Consider the following 15,860-nt stretch of genomic DNA (forward strand, 5'->3'; position numbering starts at 1 on the left):
GCTAGGCACCCCCTGCCGCGGCGTAGGCCGTGCCGGCGATAGCCTCGAACCGCAGGTCATACAGCTTTGCAGCGTCCAGTTTGGGCTTCTTCTGCTCGCGTGCCAGCAGGTCGATGGTTTGCTGGTGGCGGGCAATGGCCTCCGTCCACGAGGTAGGGAGATCGCGCTCGCCCGCGGCATCGATCAGGTACTGGCCGTCCTCGCGGGAGAGCCCCTGATTCTTGACGTAGTAGCCCTCAAGCCATTCTTTGGGGTGGTCTTGGATCCACCGCTGTGCCTGTCCCCACAGGCCCACATACTCCGCAAGTGCGGCAGCCTTGGCCGGATCTTCCAAGACCTTGGCCGGCGCATACAGGTGACCGGGGTCGTCGCGGAGGCCGTGCCGGAGGGTGGTTCCGCCGTCGGCACCGTATTTGGCCAGGTATCGCTTGATTTGAACGCCTCCCAGTGGGGCAGCATCAACCTGCTTGCTGGACAGGGCCGTGGAATACGTGTCCCCGGTGCTGGGCAGTTCCACGAGCTTGACGTCTTTTTGTTCCAAGCCCGCCTTTTCCAGGATGCGCAGGACCAAAGCGCCTTGGGCCTGCCCGGGGCTGTAGGCGATCTTCTTGCCACGGAGGCCTTGGAGTTCCGTAATCCCGGCGCCGGGGGCCACACCCAATTCATAGAGTGGGTGGTTCACGGCGTCTTTGCGGTAGACGCTCGCAATGATCCGGACATCCAGGCCTGTCCACGTGGCATGGATAGGAGGTATGTCGGCCACCGAGCCAACATCCAGGGCGTTGGCCCGGAACGCTTCGGTAGTGGCCGGCCCGCCGGAAATGTTGGCAAACTTCACCGGGAAGCTGAGCTTCTTGTCCAGGCCGGAGAGTTCCAAGGCAACCTGTACCGTGGGGTCGCCCACTACCAGCGTGGTTCCTTCCGGGACAGCGGTGGCCAGCGGTGCCGTGACCTGCGCGGCCTGCGTGGATTCGCCACCAGCCGTTGCCGGACCGCCGCAGGCAGTCAACAGGCCGAGGGCGGGGAGGGCGATGAAGGCGCCGAGGACTTGGCGGCGGTTGGGTGCTGTGTGTCGATGATGGGTGTTGATCCGTGTTCGAACGCGGGGGGACGCGGACATGTAAAGCCTTTCAGGTGCGGGTGGGTCGCCGCAGCCCGGAGCCAATGGCTTAAACGGGCGGCGGTGGTGCGAATCGCTTATTTCTGAAGGCAGGACGGACAGCAGGTGCGAGCCTGCGTCGCGTTGAAGTGGGCCTGGGGCATCGTTCCTCCTGTTCTGTATGTCCGAGTGGTTTGTCTTTCCGAGCTTGTTTAGCGCAGTGAAGGGCAATGTGCGGTTGCCGTGTGGCAACTCAAGCACGGTCGCAGCACCCTTCGCCAGCGCTTCGACACGTGCCCGCAACAGCGGGAAACCGGGCTTCACGGCACGCCACAGGACTCAATCCAGCGCCACAGAAGGCAACACAAAAGCAGCCCAGTGGCGACTGCCACCATCAACGTGACGCAACAATCCGCCGTCGGGAATTCTGCGGCCGACTGATAGTTCGGTCACGGAAAGGGCTGTTTGGCGTCCGTGGCGGTACCGACGCCACTACCATTGATAAGTGCATTCGCCGATTACTGTCCGCCCAGCCCTGCCCGAAGACTACGACGACGTTGCCCGCATCACGCAGGATTCATACGTCACCGCGGGGTACTACGGCAGCGCGGACCACCCGTACCTGCGGCAACTCCAGGACGTGGCAGCTCGCGCGGAGCACGCCGAAATCTTCGTGGCGGAACGCAACGGCCAGGTGATCGGTTCGGTCACTGCTGCGCCAGCGGGCGGCGGTTTCTCGGACATCGGCCTGGACGACGAACTGGAACTGCGCACCCTGGTAGTAGACCCCGCAGTGCAGCGTTCGGGCGCCGGACGGGCCTTGGTGCAGGCCGTCGTCGAGCAAGCCAAAGCGATGGACGGCATCGGTGCCGTCTCCCTTACCACTGGGGCAACGTGGGAGGGCGCCAACGCCCTCTACGCCCGCACCGGTTTTGCCCGCGCTCCGCACCGTGACTGGTTCGTCCCCGGCACCGACATAAAGCTGTTCGTTTACAGGCTGGACCTCCCACAGCCATAAAGTTTCCTTTCGTAAACCCCGTCACGTTCTGTATTGCCGGGACGGGAACAGCGATCAGGAAAGGCGCGGCATGCGCAAGACATATGGCACGGGTTCCGTCTGGGAACAGACCCTTGGATACTCCCGCGCGGTCCAGGTGGACAACACACTCTTCATCTCTGCCACGGCGGCCAGTGGGCCTGATGGCATCGTCGGCGATGACTTCTACTCGCAGACCAAGTACATCCTTGAGAAGCTCGGAGCGGTCCTCGAAGAAGCCGGGTTCTCCTACGGGGACGTCGTGCAGTCCAAGCTGTACCTGACGGACATCAGCAAGTGGGAAGACGCTGGCCGCGCCCACGGTGAGGTTTTCGGCGAGATCCGTCCCACCCTTGCCCTGGTGCACGTGCTGCCGTTCCTGGACTCCAAAATGCTGGTGGAGATCGAGCTCGTGGCGCAGAAGTCCGCGTAGCCTGGGCCTAGCCCGGGATGCCGTAGCGGTGTTCCGGGCGGCCCGTGCTTCCGTAGCGTAATTGGATTTCGACGGCGCCATCGTCCGCAAGCGAGGACAGGTACCTTTGAGCGGTGGCCCGGGAAACGCCCACGCGGTCTGCGACTTCGGCGGCTGAGTATTGTTCGCCGGGAAGCAGTGATTCGAGTACTGCGGCTTCGGTGGCTGAGCGTGGCTTCTGCGCGGGCGTCACGTCGCCTGGGACCAGTGCGCGCTTGGCACGCTCGATCGTGGTCTGGTCAACACCTGCTTGCTGCCCAAGGATCCGGCGATACCGCGCATACGATCTCAGCTGCTGGGACAAGGATTCCGCGGTGAAGGGCTTCAACAAGTACCCCAGGGCGCCGCGACGCATCGCCACCCTGATGGACGGGGCGTCAGAAGCCGCTGTCAGCATGATGGCATCGATGTCCAGCTGTCCCAGCAAATCCAGCCCGGAACCGTCCGGCAGGTATACGTCCAGCAACACCAGATCCGGCCGCAGGCTGTGGATGGCCTGCAGCGCCTGGGACACCGAACCGGCCGGGGCAAGCGCCATGAAGCCGGCCACGGAGTCCACGTAGGCTGCATGCAGCCGGGCCACGTGGAAATCATCATCCACAATGAGCACCCTCAAATCGTCAGCCACTGCTGTCCTCCCGCATTGTTGTGCCGGTTGAATCTTCAGCGCCGATTGAACCAGCGCCACCGCCGTCGGCCGTTCGCCCCATCACGCCCGGTATCGTTGCCATGAAGACCGCTCCGGGACCGCCTTTCCTGCCGGTTTCCAGGACGCGGACGTCCCCACCCCTGCGCCTGGCTAACTGCCGCACCAGAGCCAACCCCAAACCTTGTCCGGCCCCCTGACGCACCGGTTGTTCCGACGTCGTGAATCCTTCAGCGAAGACTTCCTCAGGTTCCAGGTTCCCCAAACCGTCCCCGGAGTCGCCGACGACGATGTGCAGTGTCCTGCTGTCCTGGCCGGCATCGTCCAGCAACTCAAGTTCTACCCAACGCTCCGCAGCGGAACCGGCGACGGCGGCGCTCACGGCATTGTCGATCAGGTTGCCGAGCACTGTGGTGACGTCCTGAGGATCGGCCACGTGTCCGCGGACCAGTGTTTCCGGCCCGATCCGGAGTGCCACTCCGCGTTCGGAGGCCTCCACGCCCTTGGCGCCGACGAAAGCCTGCAAGTACGTGTCCTGAAGGAGTTCTGCTTGCTCCACAGGGAATTTCAGGGGGCCAGTGGCGGAGATCTTCGCCAGGTATTCCTTGGCTTGCTCGTGTTGGCCGATGCTCATGAAGCCGGCAATGGTGTGGAGTTGGTTGGCGAATTCATGGCGCTGTGCGCGCAGGGCGGTGGACATGGTTCCGACCGCGTCCAACTGGCGGGTGAGTTGCTGCAGTTCGGTGCGGTCGCGGAGCATGACCACCCAGCCGAGGTCTTCCTTGCGGTGCCAGGCTTTGCGGGCGCTGGCCACCAGGACCCGTCCGCCGGCTACCAGTTCCACGGCTTCGGCGTCACGGGCTGCCGGCTGGGTGAGCTGCTTGAGTTGCCCGGGAACGTTGGCTGTTGCCCAGTCCTGGCCGGTGACGTCGGGCAGGTCCAGGAGCCTGGCGGCAGCTGCGTTGAACACGGAGATGCGTCCGTCGGCGGCGATCCCGATCACGCCCTCGTCCACACCTTGGAGCACTGCCACTTGGTCGTGGACGAGGGTGCTGATCTCCTCCGGCTCCAAGCCCAGCGTGAGCCGCTGCAGGCGGCGTCGGAGCAGGAAAGAAGCCAGGATTCCCGCAAGGAGTGCTCCGCCGGCGGTCAGGGCAATAGGCACAATGTCCTGTGCCAGGCTCTTGCTAAGGGACTCCATGGAGTAGCCCACGCTCACTTCGCCCACGATGGCTCCAGCCGTACCTGGGCCGTCACTTGAGGGTGCGTACACTGGCACCTTGGCACCCGCTGATGGACCCAAAGTGCCAGTATTGCGGGTTGTGATTTCCTGGCCGGCCAACGCCACTGAGGGGTCGGTGCTGACGCGTTCTCCAAGCCGTGCAACGTCCGGGTGGGCAAGCCGAAGCCCGGTTTCGTCGGTGATGACTACGAAGAGCGCGCCGGTCCGGATCCTGGCCGCTTCTGCTGCCGCCTGCAACGGACCTGCGGCCAGGACGCTGGGCGGCGGCGTTCCTTCTTCTTTGCTGATTGCCTGGACGTCTTGCCTGACATCGGGATCGGCTGCCACTGTTCGGGCGAGGGTGAGTGCTTGGCTTTCGGCTTCGTCGCCGATGCGTTCGTAGACCAGCCACGCGTGGACGGCGCCGCTTAGCAGCACCACGAGGAGAACAACCCCCAACTGCAGAAGGAGAGTCTGGGTGGAGAAACGCATACTGACCCGGCTGTCGCGCGGCACCGTCACTCCTTTCCTCCAGCTCCATTGAAGCACTGAGCACAATGCGCAAAACGCTCGCAATGATCAGTATTCCCAACAATTCCCGGAAACCCCAGCCCGTGACGGGCGCCACTATAACGTCTGTAGTGCGCATCACATCGAAGTGGTGCCATTCACAGTAGTAAGGAGCCGGCCGTGCTGGTTTTGCTTGGATTCGCAATGATTGCGGTATTCATGGTCCTGATCATGACCAAAAAGTTGACGCCCGTCTTGGCGCTGATCATCGTCCCCACCATCTTCGGTCTCTTCGCGGGGGCCGGCTTGGGCATCGGTCCCATGGTCATGGACTCGATGAAGTCCATGACCTCCACTGCCGCGCTCCTGATGTTCGCCATCATCTACTTCGGCCTGATGATCGACGTCGGGCTGTTCGACCCCCTGGTGAAGTTCATTCTGCGCAAGCTCGGCAATGATCCCGCCAAGGTAGTCTTGGGCACAGCTATCCTCGCCGCGGCAGTCTCCCTGGACGGCGACGGCTCAACCACCTTCATCCTCACCACCGCCGCCATGTTGCCGGTCTACCTGCGCCTGAAGATGAGCCCCGTGGTCCTCACCTGCGTGGCCGGCCTCGCCAACGGCACCATGAACATCCTGCCGTGGGGCGGCCCCACAGCCCGCGCCGCTACCGCACTTAAGCTGGACGTCAACGACGTCTTCGTCCCCATGGTTCCGTCCCTGATCGTCGGCCTCATCGTCGTGCTCGTCTTCTCCTGGCTGCTGGGCCTGCAGGAACGCAACCGTCTCCGCACCACTGCTCCCGAGATCTGGGGCGACGTCGCCGGTCATTCCAACGCGTTCGACGGCGGCACTGGCCGCGGCGGCTCAACCACAACTGCAGGCAAGCCGGGCAGCGGCGGAGGCGCCGGCGTCGCAGTTTTGGAACGTACTGAAGTTCTCGTCGACGACCACGACACCGCCATGGCTGATACCGCACTGGATCCGAACCGCACCACGCTGCGCCCCAAGCTGTTCTGGTTCAACCTTGGGCTTACCGTCGCCGTCATGGTCACGCTGGTAGCCAACATCGTCCCGCTCCCGTTCGTCTTCATGGTGGGCTCGGCCATCGCGCTGCTGGTCAACTTCCCCAAGGTCAAGGACCAAGGAGCCCAGCTGATCGCGCACGCACCGTCGATCGTCGCCGTCGTCAGCATGGTCATGGCAGCAGCCGTCCTCACCGGTGTCCTCAACGGCACAGGCATGGTGAAGGCAATGTCCGAGTGGCTCGTCCAGATCATCCCGGCGGACATGGGTCCATTCATGGCCGTCATCACCGGCGTGCTGAGCATCCCGATGACCTTCTTCATGAGCAACGACGCCTTCTACTTCGGCGTACTCCCTGTCCTCAGCGAAACCGCAGCACACTACGGCGTCGGTGCAGCGGACATGGCCCGCGCCTCCATCACCGGCCAGCCCTTCCACCTCCAGAGCCCGCTGGTCCCGGCCATCCTCCTGCTCGTCTCGCTGGCCAAGGTAGACCTGGGCGACCACCACAAGAAGGTCCTCTGGCGCACGGCTGTCATCTCGATAGTGATGCTGGCAGTCGGAGTCCTGACCGGAGCCATCGGCATCGGCTAACACCCAAACCCCAACGAGACAGCAAAGCGCGACATGGTCCGCTGTGCTGTCTTTTTGGGTTTGTGTGCGGGTGTAGCGTCAGGACACTCGGCACACCCAAGCCAAGTAGACTGGTTCGGAAAACCATTTGAACTTTGCAGGGGAGATCCATGGCTGCGATCAACCGTGACGACGTCGCGCATCTTGCGCGTCTGGCTCACATTGAAATGAGTGCCGAAGAGCTGGACAGGATGGCGGTTGAGCTTGCCGTCATCGTGGATTCGGTGAAGTCCGTCAGCGAAGCCGCCGGGGAGGATGTCCCGGCCACGTCCCACCCGATTCCGCTGACCAACGTGTTCCGTGAGGACGTCGTGGGCCACACGTTTACGGCTGAGCAGGCGTTGTCCGGCGCTCCGGATGCTTACGAGAACCGTTTCAAGGTCCCGGCAATCCTGGATGAGGACTAATTACTATGACTGAGCTGAAGAACGAACTCATCCGCCACTCCGCTGCCGATCTCGCTGCGAAGCTGGCTGCCCGCGAGGTTTCCGCTGTTGAGGTGACGCAAGCGCACCTTGACCGTATTGCTGACGTGGACGGCCAGGTCAACGCGTTCCTGCACGTTAACACTGAGGAAGCTTTGGCTGTTGCGGCCGAGGTTGACGCTGCCCGCGCCGCCGGTGGCGCCGCTGCCGATGAACTTCATGCCCTGGCCGGTGTGCCGATTGCCGTGAAGGACCTCATTGTGACGATTGGCCAGCCGACGACGGCTGGTTCCAAGATCCTTGAGGGCTGGCACAGCCCGTATGACGCCACTGTGGTGAAGAAGCTGCGTGCGGCCAAGATGCCCATCCTCGGTAAGACCAACCTGGATGAGTTCGCCATGGGTTCCTCCACGGAGCATTCGGCGTACGGCCCCACCCGTAACCCCTGGGACCTGGACCGCATTCCTGGTGGTTCGGGCGGTGGCTCGGCTGCCGCCGTCGCCGCTTTTGAAGCGCCGTTGGCGCTTGGCACGGACACGGGCGGATCGATCCGCCAGCCGGGTGCTGTCACCGGAACCGTTGGCGTGAAGCCGACGTATGGTGCGGTGTCCCGCTATGGCGCGATTGCCATGGCATCCTCGCTGGACCAGATTGGCCCGGTGTCCCGCACGGTGTTGGACGCGGCTCTGTTGCAGGAAGTCATCGGCGGGCACGATCCATTTGATTCAACGTCCCTGACTGATCCGTTCAATGACCTCGTTGCCGCTGCCCGTGTGGGCAACGTCGCGGGCCTGAAGATCGGCATCATCAAGGAGCTGCACGGCGAGGGCTACCAGGCTGGCGTCGAGAACCGCTTCAACGAGTCCCTTGAGCTCCTCAAGGAAGCCGGCGCGGAAATCGTGGAGGTTTCCTGCCCGAACTTCAAGTACGCCCTGGGCGCTTACTACCTGATCATGCCGTCCGAGGTGTCCAGCAACCTGGCCAAGTTCGACGGCGTTCGGTATGGCCTGCGCGTCCTGCCGAAGGACGGCCCGATGACCATCGAGCGTGTCATGGGCGCAACCCGCGCCGCCGGTTTCGGTGACGAAGTCAAGCGCCGCATCATCCTGGGCACCTACGCGCTGAGCGCCGGCTATTACGACGCATACTACGGTTCGGCCCAGAAGGTCCGTACGCTGATCCAGCGCGATTTCGATGCTGCGTTTGCCAAGGCGGACGTCCTGATCTCGCCCACCGCTCCCACTACGGCGTTCAAGCTGGGGGAGAAGCTGGACGATCCGCTGGCAATGTACCTGAATGACGTCGCCACCATCCCCGCCAACATGGCTGGTATCCCGGGCTTGTCATTGCCCGGCGGCCTGGCGGACGAGGACGGCTTGCCCGTTGGCGTCCAGCTGCTGGCCCCTGCCCGCCAGGATGCCCGCCTCTACCGTGTGGGTGCTGTCCTCGAGTCCATCCTTGAAGAAAAGTGGGGCGGTCCCCTTCTTGCGCAGGCGCCTGAATTGAAGACACCCGCCCTCGGTGCCGCATCCAACTCCGCCGGAGGTTCAAACTAATGTCCGTCGATGCAACCCTGAGCTTCGAAGAGGCCATGGAGAAGTACGATCCTGTTCTGGGGTTCGAGGTCCACGTGGAGCTGAACACCAAGACCAAGATGTTCTCCTCCGCGCCCAACGTCTTCGGTGACGAGCCCAACACCAACGTCAACGAGGTCGACCTCGGCATGCCCGGCGTCCTTCCGGTGGTGAACAAAACGGCTGTGGAGTCCTCCATCAAGATCGGCCTTGCCCTGAACTGCAAGATCGCCGAATACTGCCGCTTCGCCCGGAAGAACTACTTCTACCCGGATACCCCGAAGAACTTCCAGACGTCGCAGTATGACGAGCCGATCGCGTACGACGGCTACCTCGACATCGAGCTCGAAGACGGGACGGTCTTCCGCGTCGAGATCGAGCGTGCCCACATGGAAGAGGACGCCGGTAAGCTCACGCACATGGGTGGCTCCGCAGGCCGCATCCAGGGTGCCGACTACTCTCTGGTGGACTACAACCGCTCTGGTGTGCCGCTCGTGGAGATCGTCACCAAGCCGATCCAGGGTGCTGGAAGCCGTGCCCCTGAACTGGCCAAGGCTTACGTTGCGGCTGTCCGTGAGATCGTGAAGAACCTTGGTGTTTCCGATGCCAAGATGGAGCGCGGCAACGTCCGCTGCGACGCCAACGTTTCCCTGCGCCCGCACGGCCAGGAACGCTTCGGCATCCGCTCGGAGACGAAGAACGTCAACTCGCTGCGAGCCGTCGAGCATGCCGTCCGTTACGAGATCCAGCGTCATGCTGCCGTCCTGGACTCCGGCCAGCCGGTCATCCAGGAGACCCGCCACTGGCACGAGGACACGCGTTCGACGACGTCTGGCCGGGCCAAGTCCGACGCCGACGATTACCGTTACTTCCCGGAACCGGACCTGGTTCCCGTCGTTGCCTCGCGTGAGTGGGTGGAGGAGCTTCGCGCCACCCTTCCCGAGCCGCCGGCCGAGCGCCGCAAGCGCCTGAAGGAAGCCTGGGGCTACTCGGATCTGGAATTCCGCGATGTGGTAAATGCCGGGGTCATGGACTCGATCGAGGAAACCATCGCAGCCGGTGCGAGCGCAGACGTTGCCCGCAAGTGGTGGATGGGGGAGATCGTCGGCCGCGCCAAGGTTGCCGACGTCGATCCCGCCGAACTCGGTGTCACGCCGCAGGTCATCGTCGAGCTGAACAAGCTCGTCGAGGGAGGCAAGATCAACAACAAGATGGCCACCCAGGTGCTGGACGGCGTGCTCGCCGGCGAAGGCACTCCGGCGGAGATCGTCGACAAGCGCGGCCTGGCCGTGGTGTCCGACGACGGTCCGCTCCTGGAAGCCATCGACGCCGCACTGGCCGCACAGCCAGACGTCGCGGAGAAGATCCGTGGCGGCAAGGTCCAGGCCATCGGTGCGATTGTTGGCGGCGTCATGAAGGCCACCCGTGGCCAGGCTGATGCCGGCCGTGTCCGCGAACTGATCCTGGAGAAGCTCGGCGTCGAAGGCTAGCTTCCCGCGCGTCCCACCAAAGTAGCCCGCAGTTGTCTAACTGTGGGCTACTTTGCATTTGGGCGAAAAGTCACAGCTGGAATACAGCATGCGGGTCCATGATTGAAGTGTCAGCCCACGGTTGGCACTGAAAGGATCGGACATGTCCTCCATGACACCGGGCCTTCGCAAGGCCCTCATAGCCGGCGGCATAACCGTCGCATTGACCGGCGGCGGGGCCGCCGCTGTGTGGGCAGGCACCCAGCCCAGCCCTACGCCGTCGAGCGCTACCGCATCACCTGACCCAACGGCGACAGCGTCGCCCTCGCCCTCTCCAGGATCGAAGAGCTTCGCCGTGCATGGGCGGGGCATCCACGGAGAGTTCACCGTCAAAAACCAGGACGGCACGTATCGGATCGTTCTTACGCAGACAGGCAAGATCGAGTCCGTGAACAGCACTTCGATCACGGTGAAGAGCGACGACGGCTTCACACAGAGCTACGCGATCAATTCCGATACGCGCATCTCACGGATGCCCACTGAACTTTCGGAGCTCCGGAACGGAAAGGGTAAGCCCACGCTGCCTTCAGCTACCGCAGCAGACCTTAAGGCCGGCGACACCGTCCGGATAGCCGGGTCCAAGGACGGCGACACCGTGACGGCACAGCGGATCGTGTCCGGTGAGCTTCCGGCCGTCCTCAAGGGCCATGGCCTCAAGGGGCGCGGACACAGTTAGCCGCCGCTAATGACAGACAGTAACCAGTTGGTCCGCGCCCCTACAACCGCTTAGAGCGCTACGGTCCTGAACCCGAGGTTGGCGCTGGCCGAGTCCGGGGTGTTCGAGCTCCGCGCGGCCAGCCGGTAACGGTTGCAGTAAGAGTCGTGGCACAGGTATGAACCGCCCCGCATCACTCTTCCACGGCCAATCGTTGGCCCTTGGGGGTCTTGCACTGTGCCGGCAGCGAGGCACGTCTTGTAGTACTTCGGCAGGAACCAGTCGCTGCACCACTCCCACACGTTGCCGCTGGTCTGGTAAAGCCCATAGCCGTTTGGGGCGAAGGACCTGGCCGGCGCTGTGGTGAGGTAGCCGTCCTCGACGTCGTTACGCATGGGAAACTCGCCTTGCCAGATATTGCAGTTGTGGCGGGCACTGCCTTCGGCGCCGTCATTGTGAAGTTCGCTGCCCCATGGATACCGCTGACCGGCCACGCCGCCGCGGGCTGCATACTCCCATTCGGCCTCGGTGGGCAGTCGCCGCCCGGCCCAGGCACAGTACGCCACGGCGTCGTTGAAGGACACGTGGGTCACCGGGTGGTCCGGGATATCCGTCCAGTGGGAGAGGGGGCCTGCTGGGTGGGCCCAGTACGCGCCGCGCACATTGAGCCACCAGGGGACGTTGTTGACGCGGTTCAGGATGTCGTGCGGCTCCGCCTTGACTGCAAGATGAAACACCGCAGAGGTCCCGAACTCTTCAGATTCCGTGCGGTGCCCTGTGGCATCCACGAATGCCGCGAACTCGGTGTTCGTTACCGTGGTTGCACTGATGGTGAAGCCGGAAACGGATACTTCGTGCACCGGGGTTTCGCCGTCGCCGTCGTAGCCTTCGCCGAAAGGATCGCCCATGGCGAAGGTCCCGGACGGAATGTCGACGTCGGCGTTACCGGCCGTTTGGGCTCCGTTGTTGGAGCGTACGACGCCGGCGGCCGGGCTGTGATGTCCGCCCACCGCCCGTAGTGGGAGTGTCAGCCCGGGTGTGGAATGTTCCCGGGCGCTGGCGCCCGGGGTGCAGCAATCTGCCATGTCAACCTTCCCTCTGCGGTTCTCCATCAATCTTAGTGGCGGCGGCCACACAGCCAAGAATGATCAAAACTGATTTCTAATGTCAGTTTCAATCATGATCTTGCAAATAGGGAAGACGTCACTTATGGTTTGTTAAACGGTTAACGAGCGTGGTTTGGATCACACTCATCATGACGTTGATGACCTTTGCCCAGCACCTGAGGAGACAGCATGAACTCGACGACGCAACAAGCTCCGGCCTTGCCGGAAGCGCACCGCGTCCCGGAGCCATCGACAGGAAAATCCGGAACGGGGAAGCGCAAGGCTGCCAAGGCGCCCCGGCAAAGCTTCCGGTCACGGCTGAGACGCGACAAGCAGATGCTCCTGATGATGCTCCCGGGCGTCGCTTTCCTGCTGCTGTTCTTCTACATCCCCATCCTGGGCAACGTCATAGCGTTCCAGGACTACCAGCCATACCTCGGCATCGGGGACAGTCTGTTCGTTGGCTGGCAGAACTTCGTGGACCTGTTCGGCAATCCCGACTTCATTCACGCGTTTTGGAACACGCTCTACCTGGCGGCCTGGCAGCTGGTTTTCCTTTTCCCGGTGCCTTTGGTGCTCGCCCTGATTGTGGATTCCCTGGTCAGCACGCGGGTCCGCAGGATTTTCCAAAGCATCGCCTACCTGCCGCACTTCCTCTCATGGGTACTGGTGATCGCCTTCTTCCAGCAGATGCTTGGCGGTGCGGGCTTCGTGAACAACCTGCTCCGCGACTGGGGCATGGATCCGATTCCCTTCATGACCAACCCGGAGACCTTCCCCGTCATGGTGGTAGTCCAGATGATTTGGAAGGACGCCGGCTGGGCCATGATCATTTTCCTGGCCGCCTTGGCAAGCATCGATGCCTCACTCTATGAGGCGGCCGCGGCGGACGGCGCGGGTCGTTGGCGCCGGATGTGGCACATCACGCTGCCCGGGCTCAGGCCCGTGATCGTGCTCCTCCTGATCCTGCGCATCGGCGACATTCTCTCCGTCGGTTTCGAGCAGTTCATCCTCCAACGTGACGCCGTGGGTGCCGGGGCAGCGGAGGTTCTGGACACCTTTACCTACTACACCGGCGTGGTCGGTGGTGGCTGGAGTTCAGGTGCCGCGGCCGGCCTGGCCAAGGGTGTTGTCAGCGCCCTTCTGATCTACGGCGCCAACAAACTTGCCCACCGCTTCGGCGAAGACGGAATTTTTGCAAAGCAAGCACGCTGAGCCCATGCGGCTGCTGCACAAGGAGAACCCCATGGCAACAACACTTTTCACGAGGAAACCCCGGGAACTGAGCTACAACCCCAAACGACCCGTATGGAAGGAACGCCCGTCGCCGCTGTACCAAACAGTCAAGGCCGTGGTCCTCGTCCTTTTCAGCTTGTCCATCCTGGCACCAATCCTCCTGGTGGTATCGACGTCGCTGGCGGACACCGAGCAACTCGTCCAGGCCGGCGGATTCGTGCTCTGGCCCGAGCGGCCCACCTTGGAGGCCTACGCCACGATCTTCAAAGGTCCCATGGTCCTGCAGTCCCTCGGGGTGAGCATGCTCATCACTGCTGTGGGCACCATCCTGGCGCTGTTCGTGACCATCACCATGGCCTACGCCACCAGCAGATCTGTCCTCTTCGGCCGTCCCGTGGTGCTCGCTGTGCTGTTCACGCTGTTGTTCGCGCCGGGCCTCATCCCGTCCTTCCTCATGATTCGACAGCTCGGGCTGCTGGATTCCCTGTGGTCGCTGATCCTTCCGGGCATCTTCGGTGCCTTCAACTTCGTGGTGATGCGCTCGTTCTTCATGAACATCCCGGGCGAACTGATCGAAAGCGCCAGGATCGATGGTGCCAACGACTGGCAGATCCTGTGGCGGATCGTCATGCCCCTGTCCAAGGCCGTCATCGCCGTCGTCGGTTTGTTCTATGCCGTTGGTTTCTGGAACTCGTTCTTCAACGCACTGCTCTACATCAATGACCACAGCAAATGGCCCATCCAACTGCTGCTTCGCAACTTCGTGGTCCAAGGCAGCGGGGCGGCAGACCAGCTCGGAATCACCACCACCCCGCCGCCGCAGTCCATCCAGATGGCAGTAGTCGTAGTGGCGCTTGTCCCCATCCTGATGGTTTACCCGTTCCTCCAAAAGCACTTTGCCAAGGGCGTCATCACAGGCGCCGTGAAGGGCTAGCCGCACGGCCGGTCCATAGACATGCAATACCAACCATGAAGAAAGTAACCAGAAAGGGTTATGCCATGACGAGCACTACCTCAGGACAGGCTGGATTCAGCCGTCGCGGCTTCCTTGGCCTCGCGGGCTTGGCCGTCACCGCCGTCGGCCTGTCTGCTTGCGGGGGTGGCGGAGCTGCGGGCAGCGGAGGCGCCGCCGCCTCTGCGTCCGTGAAGTTGCCCACCTACAAGGAATTCATCGGCGTCACTCCGGACCTCGCCGGCAACGCCAAAGGCCTGCAGGCCGGCTACTTCAAACTGCCCACTGCCGTGCAGTCCGTGAAGACTCCGCCGCTAAAGGGCAAGGTGACTGGGCTGACGGAAACCTTCGACACCATGAGTCCCGGCTTGAAGGACAACCCCTTCTGGCAGCGCCTCAACGCCAAGCTCGGCGGCGACCTGGAACTGCAGATCGCCGAGGACATTGGAGACGGCTATCCGGCCAAGTTCGCCACTGTCCTGGCAAGCAACGAACTGCCGGACATGATGTGGGTTCCGCCCAACCAAGGCATCCCCAACGTTGGCCCCATGCTTGAAGCCAAGTTCCAGGACCTGACGCCGTATCTCTCAGGTGACGCCGTCCTCGAGTACCCCAACCTGGCCGCACTCAAGCCCGATTCCTGGAAGACCGCCGTCGTGAACGGCAAGATTTGGGGAGCGCCCATCCCGAGCACCCCGTTCGGCCAGGTGTACGTGGGCAATCACGATGTCTGGGCCCAAGTAGGTGGTTTCGAGGCTTCGAGCGCGGACGAATTCCTGGACAAGGCCAAGGAACTGACGCGTCCGGGCGATCAGAAGTACGCCCTTGAGCCGGCCTACATCAACGCTCTCCACATGGTTACTGAATGGTTTGGCGCACCGAACAGCTGGGCCGTCAACAAGGACCGTACCTTGACGCATTTGTATGAAACGGACGAGTACATGGCTGGCGTGGAATTCACCGCCAAGATGTTCGCGGCCGGCGTCTTCTACCCGGACTCCAAAGCCACGGACATTCGCTCCCGGGTTGCCAACGGCAGTGTTGCGGCACAGGTGGTAGTGGGCCCCCACGACATCCGAAGCTACCGGGCGTTGAACAAGACCGCCAAGTTCGACATCCTCGTTCCGTTCAGCGCCGACGGGAAGGTCAAGCCAACCTACGACATGGGCTACGGCACGGTCGGTTTCACGCCGTTCAAGAAGGCTGAGGAAGGCAAGATCCGCGAACTCCTGGCCCTCATCAACTACCTCTCGGCACCGTTCGGCACCGTGGAGTACATGCAGAAGAACTTCGGCGAGCTCGGCGAGGACTACACCCTGGACGGCTCGGGCAACCCGGTCCGCACGGAGACTGGAACCACCAATGCGCCGGGCTTGGTTTCGGCGCTGAACATCATGTCCAGCCCCGAAAACGTCATCTTCAACCCCGGCTTCGACGACGACACCCGCTATGTCAGCCAGCAGGAAGAGAAACTGCTGGAGCTCGCGTGGCGCAACCCCACCAACGGTTCCTATTCCGATACGAACGCCAAGGTCGGAGCGAAAATCACCAAGCAGTTGCGGGACAAGGTTGTGGACATCATTACCGGCCGCGCCAAGATCGACGAACTCAAGGACGCGGTCAAGCGCTGGAAGAGCGAAGGTGGCGACAAGATGCGCGACGAATACCAGGCCGCGTTGGATCCCAACGCTCCCGTGTTCAGGAGCTAGCCTCAAAAAACCAGACGAAAAAAGACACAA

General features: G+C 62.7%; 14 protein-coding genes. 10 read left to right on the top strand and 4 right to left on the bottom strand.

Features of this window, described 5'->3' with window-relative positions; all coding sequences use genetic code 11:
* Position 1 precedes the first annotated feature (1 nt).
* Positions 2-1,120 carry an ABC transporter substrate-binding protein gene (locus tag LDN75_RS07105; RefSeq protein ID WP_223936442.1) on the bottom strand — a complete coding sequence of 373 codons (1,119 nt, stop codon included), beginning with the start codon at positions 1,118-1,120 and terminating at the stop codon, positions 2-4.
* 484 nt (positions 1,121-1,604) lie between these two features.
* On the opposite strand from LDN75_RS07105, the gene LDN75_RS07110 reads away from it, so the two are divergent.
* Complete coding sequence (locus tag LDN75_RS07110; RefSeq protein ID WP_223936443.1) at positions 1,605-2,117, top strand: GNAT family N-acetyltransferase; 513 nt, start codon at positions 1,605-1,607, stop codon at positions 2,115-2,117.
* Between the two features lie 70 nt (positions 2,118-2,187).
* On the top strand, positions 2,188-2,568 hold the full coding sequence (locus LDN75_RS07115; protein WP_223936444.1) for a RidA family protein: 381 nt from the start codon (positions 2,188-2,190) through the stop codon (positions 2,566-2,568).
* 7 nt (positions 2,569-2,575) lie between these two features.
* Here LDN75_RS07115 and LDN75_RS07120 read toward each other — a convergent pair whose 3' ends face one another.
* Together LDN75_RS07120 and LDN75_RS07125 are read right to left on the bottom strand one after the other, a co-directional pair.
* On the bottom strand, positions 2,576-3,235 hold the full coding sequence (locus LDN75_RS07120; protein WP_223936445.1) for a response regulator: 660 nt from the start codon (positions 3,233-3,235) through the stop codon (positions 2,576-2,578).
* On the bottom strand, positions 3,228-4,967 hold the full coding sequence (locus tag LDN75_RS07125) for an ATP-binding protein (protein WP_223937516.1): 1,740 nt from the start codon (positions 4,965-4,967) through the stop codon (positions 3,228-3,230). Before LDN75_RS07125 ends, LDN75_RS07120 begins: the two co-directional genes overlap by 8 nt.
* A 198-nt stretch (positions 4,968-5,165) precedes the next feature.
* On the opposite strand from LDN75_RS07125, the gene LDN75_RS07130 reads away from it, so the two are divergent.
* The 5 genes from LDN75_RS07130 to LDN75_RS07150 all read left to right on the top strand — a co-directional run bounded on the left by LDN75_RS07130 (position 5,166) and on the right by LDN75_RS07150 (position 10,848).
* Positions 5,166-6,605 (top strand): CitMHS family transporter, encoded by a 1,440-nt coding sequence (locus LDN75_RS07130; protein ID WP_223936446.1) that lies wholly within the window; start codon positions 5,166-5,168, stop codon positions 6,603-6,605.
* A gap of 149 nt (positions 6,606-6,754) precedes the next feature.
* Positions 6,755-7,051 carry an Asp-tRNA(Asn)/Glu-tRNA(Gln) amidotransferase subunit GatC gene (gatC, locus tag LDN75_RS07135; RefSeq protein WP_017199363.1) on the top strand — a complete coding sequence of 99 codons (297 nt, stop codon included), beginning with the start codon at positions 6,755-6,757 and terminating at the stop codon, positions 7,049-7,051.
* 5 nt (positions 7,052-7,056) lie between these two features.
* The gene (gene gatA / locus LDN75_RS07140) at positions 7,057-8,625 is read left to right on the top strand and encodes an Asp-tRNA(Asn)/Glu-tRNA(Gln) amidotransferase subunit GatA (RefSeq protein ID WP_223936447.1); all 1,569 of its coding nucleotides are present in this window, start codon (positions 7,057-7,059) and stop codon (positions 8,623-8,625) included.
* Positions 8,625-10,133 carry an Asp-tRNA(Asn)/Glu-tRNA(Gln) amidotransferase subunit GatB gene (gene gatB, locus LDN75_RS07145; protein ID WP_223936448.1) on the top strand — a complete coding sequence of 503 codons (1,509 nt, stop codon included), beginning with the start codon at positions 8,625-8,627 and terminating at the stop codon, positions 10,131-10,133. Before gatA ends, gatB begins: the two co-directional genes overlap by 1 nt.
* A 142-nt stretch (positions 10,134-10,275) precedes the next feature.
* On the top strand, positions 10,276-10,848 hold the full coding sequence (locus LDN75_RS07150; RefSeq protein ID WP_223936449.1) for a DUF5666 domain-containing protein: 573 nt from the start codon (positions 10,276-10,278) through the stop codon (positions 10,846-10,848).
* Between the two features lie 50 nt (positions 10,849-10,898).
* Here the strand turns inward: LDN75_RS07150 and LDN75_RS07155 are convergent, their stop codons facing one another.
* Positions 10,899-11,912, bottom strand: a complete 1,014-nt coding sequence (locus tag LDN75_RS07155) for a formylglycine-generating enzyme family protein (RefSeq protein ID WP_223936450.1) — start codon at positions 11,910-11,912, stop codon at positions 10,899-10,901.
* A 210-nt stretch (positions 11,913-12,122) separates the two neighbouring features.
* On the opposite strand from LDN75_RS07155, the gene LDN75_RS07160 reads away from it, so the two are divergent.
* The 3 genes from LDN75_RS07160 to LDN75_RS07170 all read left to right on the top strand — a co-directional run bounded on the left by LDN75_RS07160 (position 12,123) and on the right by LDN75_RS07170 (position 15,830).
* Positions 12,123-13,148 (top strand): ABC transporter permease subunit, encoded by a 1,026-nt coding sequence (locus tag LDN75_RS07160; protein WP_223936451.1) that lies wholly within the window; start codon positions 12,123-12,125, stop codon positions 13,146-13,148.
* 31 nt (positions 13,149-13,179) lie between these two features.
* Positions 13,180-14,103, top strand: a complete 924-nt coding sequence (locus LDN75_RS07165; protein ID WP_223936452.1) for a carbohydrate ABC transporter permease — start codon at positions 13,180-13,182, stop codon at positions 14,101-14,103.
* A 65-nt stretch (positions 14,104-14,168) separates the two neighbouring features.
* Positions 14,169-15,830, top strand: coding sequence for a sugar ABC transporter substrate-binding protein (locus LDN75_RS07170; protein ID WP_223936453.1), 1,662 nt, complete (start codon positions 14,169-14,171; stop codon positions 15,828-15,830).
* Positions 15,831-15,860 lie beyond the last annotated feature (30 nt).

This window comes from Arthrobacter sp. StoSoilB5 (assembly GCF_019977235.1).
Taxonomy (GTDB): Bacteria; Actinomycetota; Actinomycetes; order Actinomycetales; family Micrococcaceae; genus Arthrobacter.

What these genes read in the sequence shown, in the direction of transcription:
- LDN75_RS07105 (WP_223936442.1), bottom strand. Translation starts at nt 1,120, where the DNA reads ATGTCCGCGTCCCCCCGCGTTCGAACACGGATCAACACCCATCATCGA.
- LDN75_RS07115 (WP_223936444.1), top strand. Translation starts at nt 2,188, where the DNA reads ATGCGCAAGACATATGGCACGGGTTCCGTCTGGGAACAGACCCTTGGA.
- LDN75_RS07125 (WP_223937516.1), bottom strand. Translation starts at nt 4,967, where the DNA reads ATGCGTTTCTCCACCCAGACTCTCCTTCTGCAGTTGGGGGTTGTTCTC.
- gatC (WP_017199363.1), top strand. Translation starts at nt 6,755, where the DNA reads ATGGCTGCGATCAACCGTGACGACGTCGCGCATCTTGCGCGTCTGGCT.
- gatA (WP_223936447.1), top strand. Translation starts at nt 7,057, where the DNA reads ATGACTGAGCTGAAGAACGAACTCATCCGCCACTCCGCTGCCGATCTC.
- gatB (WP_223936448.1), top strand. Translation starts at nt 8,625, where the DNA reads ATGTCCGTCGATGCAACCCTGAGCTTCGAAGAGGCCATGGAGAAGTAC.
- LDN75_RS07150 (WP_223936449.1), top strand. Translation starts at nt 10,276, where the DNA reads ATGTCCTCCATGACACCGGGCCTTCGCAAGGCCCTCATAGCCGGCGGC.
- LDN75_RS07155 (WP_223936450.1), bottom strand. Translation starts at nt 11,912, where the DNA reads ATGGCAGATTGCTGCACCCCGGGCGCCAGCGCCCGGGAACATTCCACA.
- LDN75_RS07160 (WP_223936451.1), top strand. Translation starts at nt 12,123, where the DNA reads ATGAACTCGACGACGCAACAAGCTCCGGCCTTGCCGGAAGCGCACCGC.
- LDN75_RS07165 (WP_223936452.1), top strand. Translation starts at nt 13,180, where the DNA reads ATGGCAACAACACTTTTCACGAGGAAACCCCGGGAACTGAGCTACAAC.
- LDN75_RS07170 (WP_223936453.1), top strand. Translation starts at nt 14,169, where the DNA reads ATGACGAGCACTACCTCAGGACAGGCTGGATTCAGCCGTCGCGGCTTC.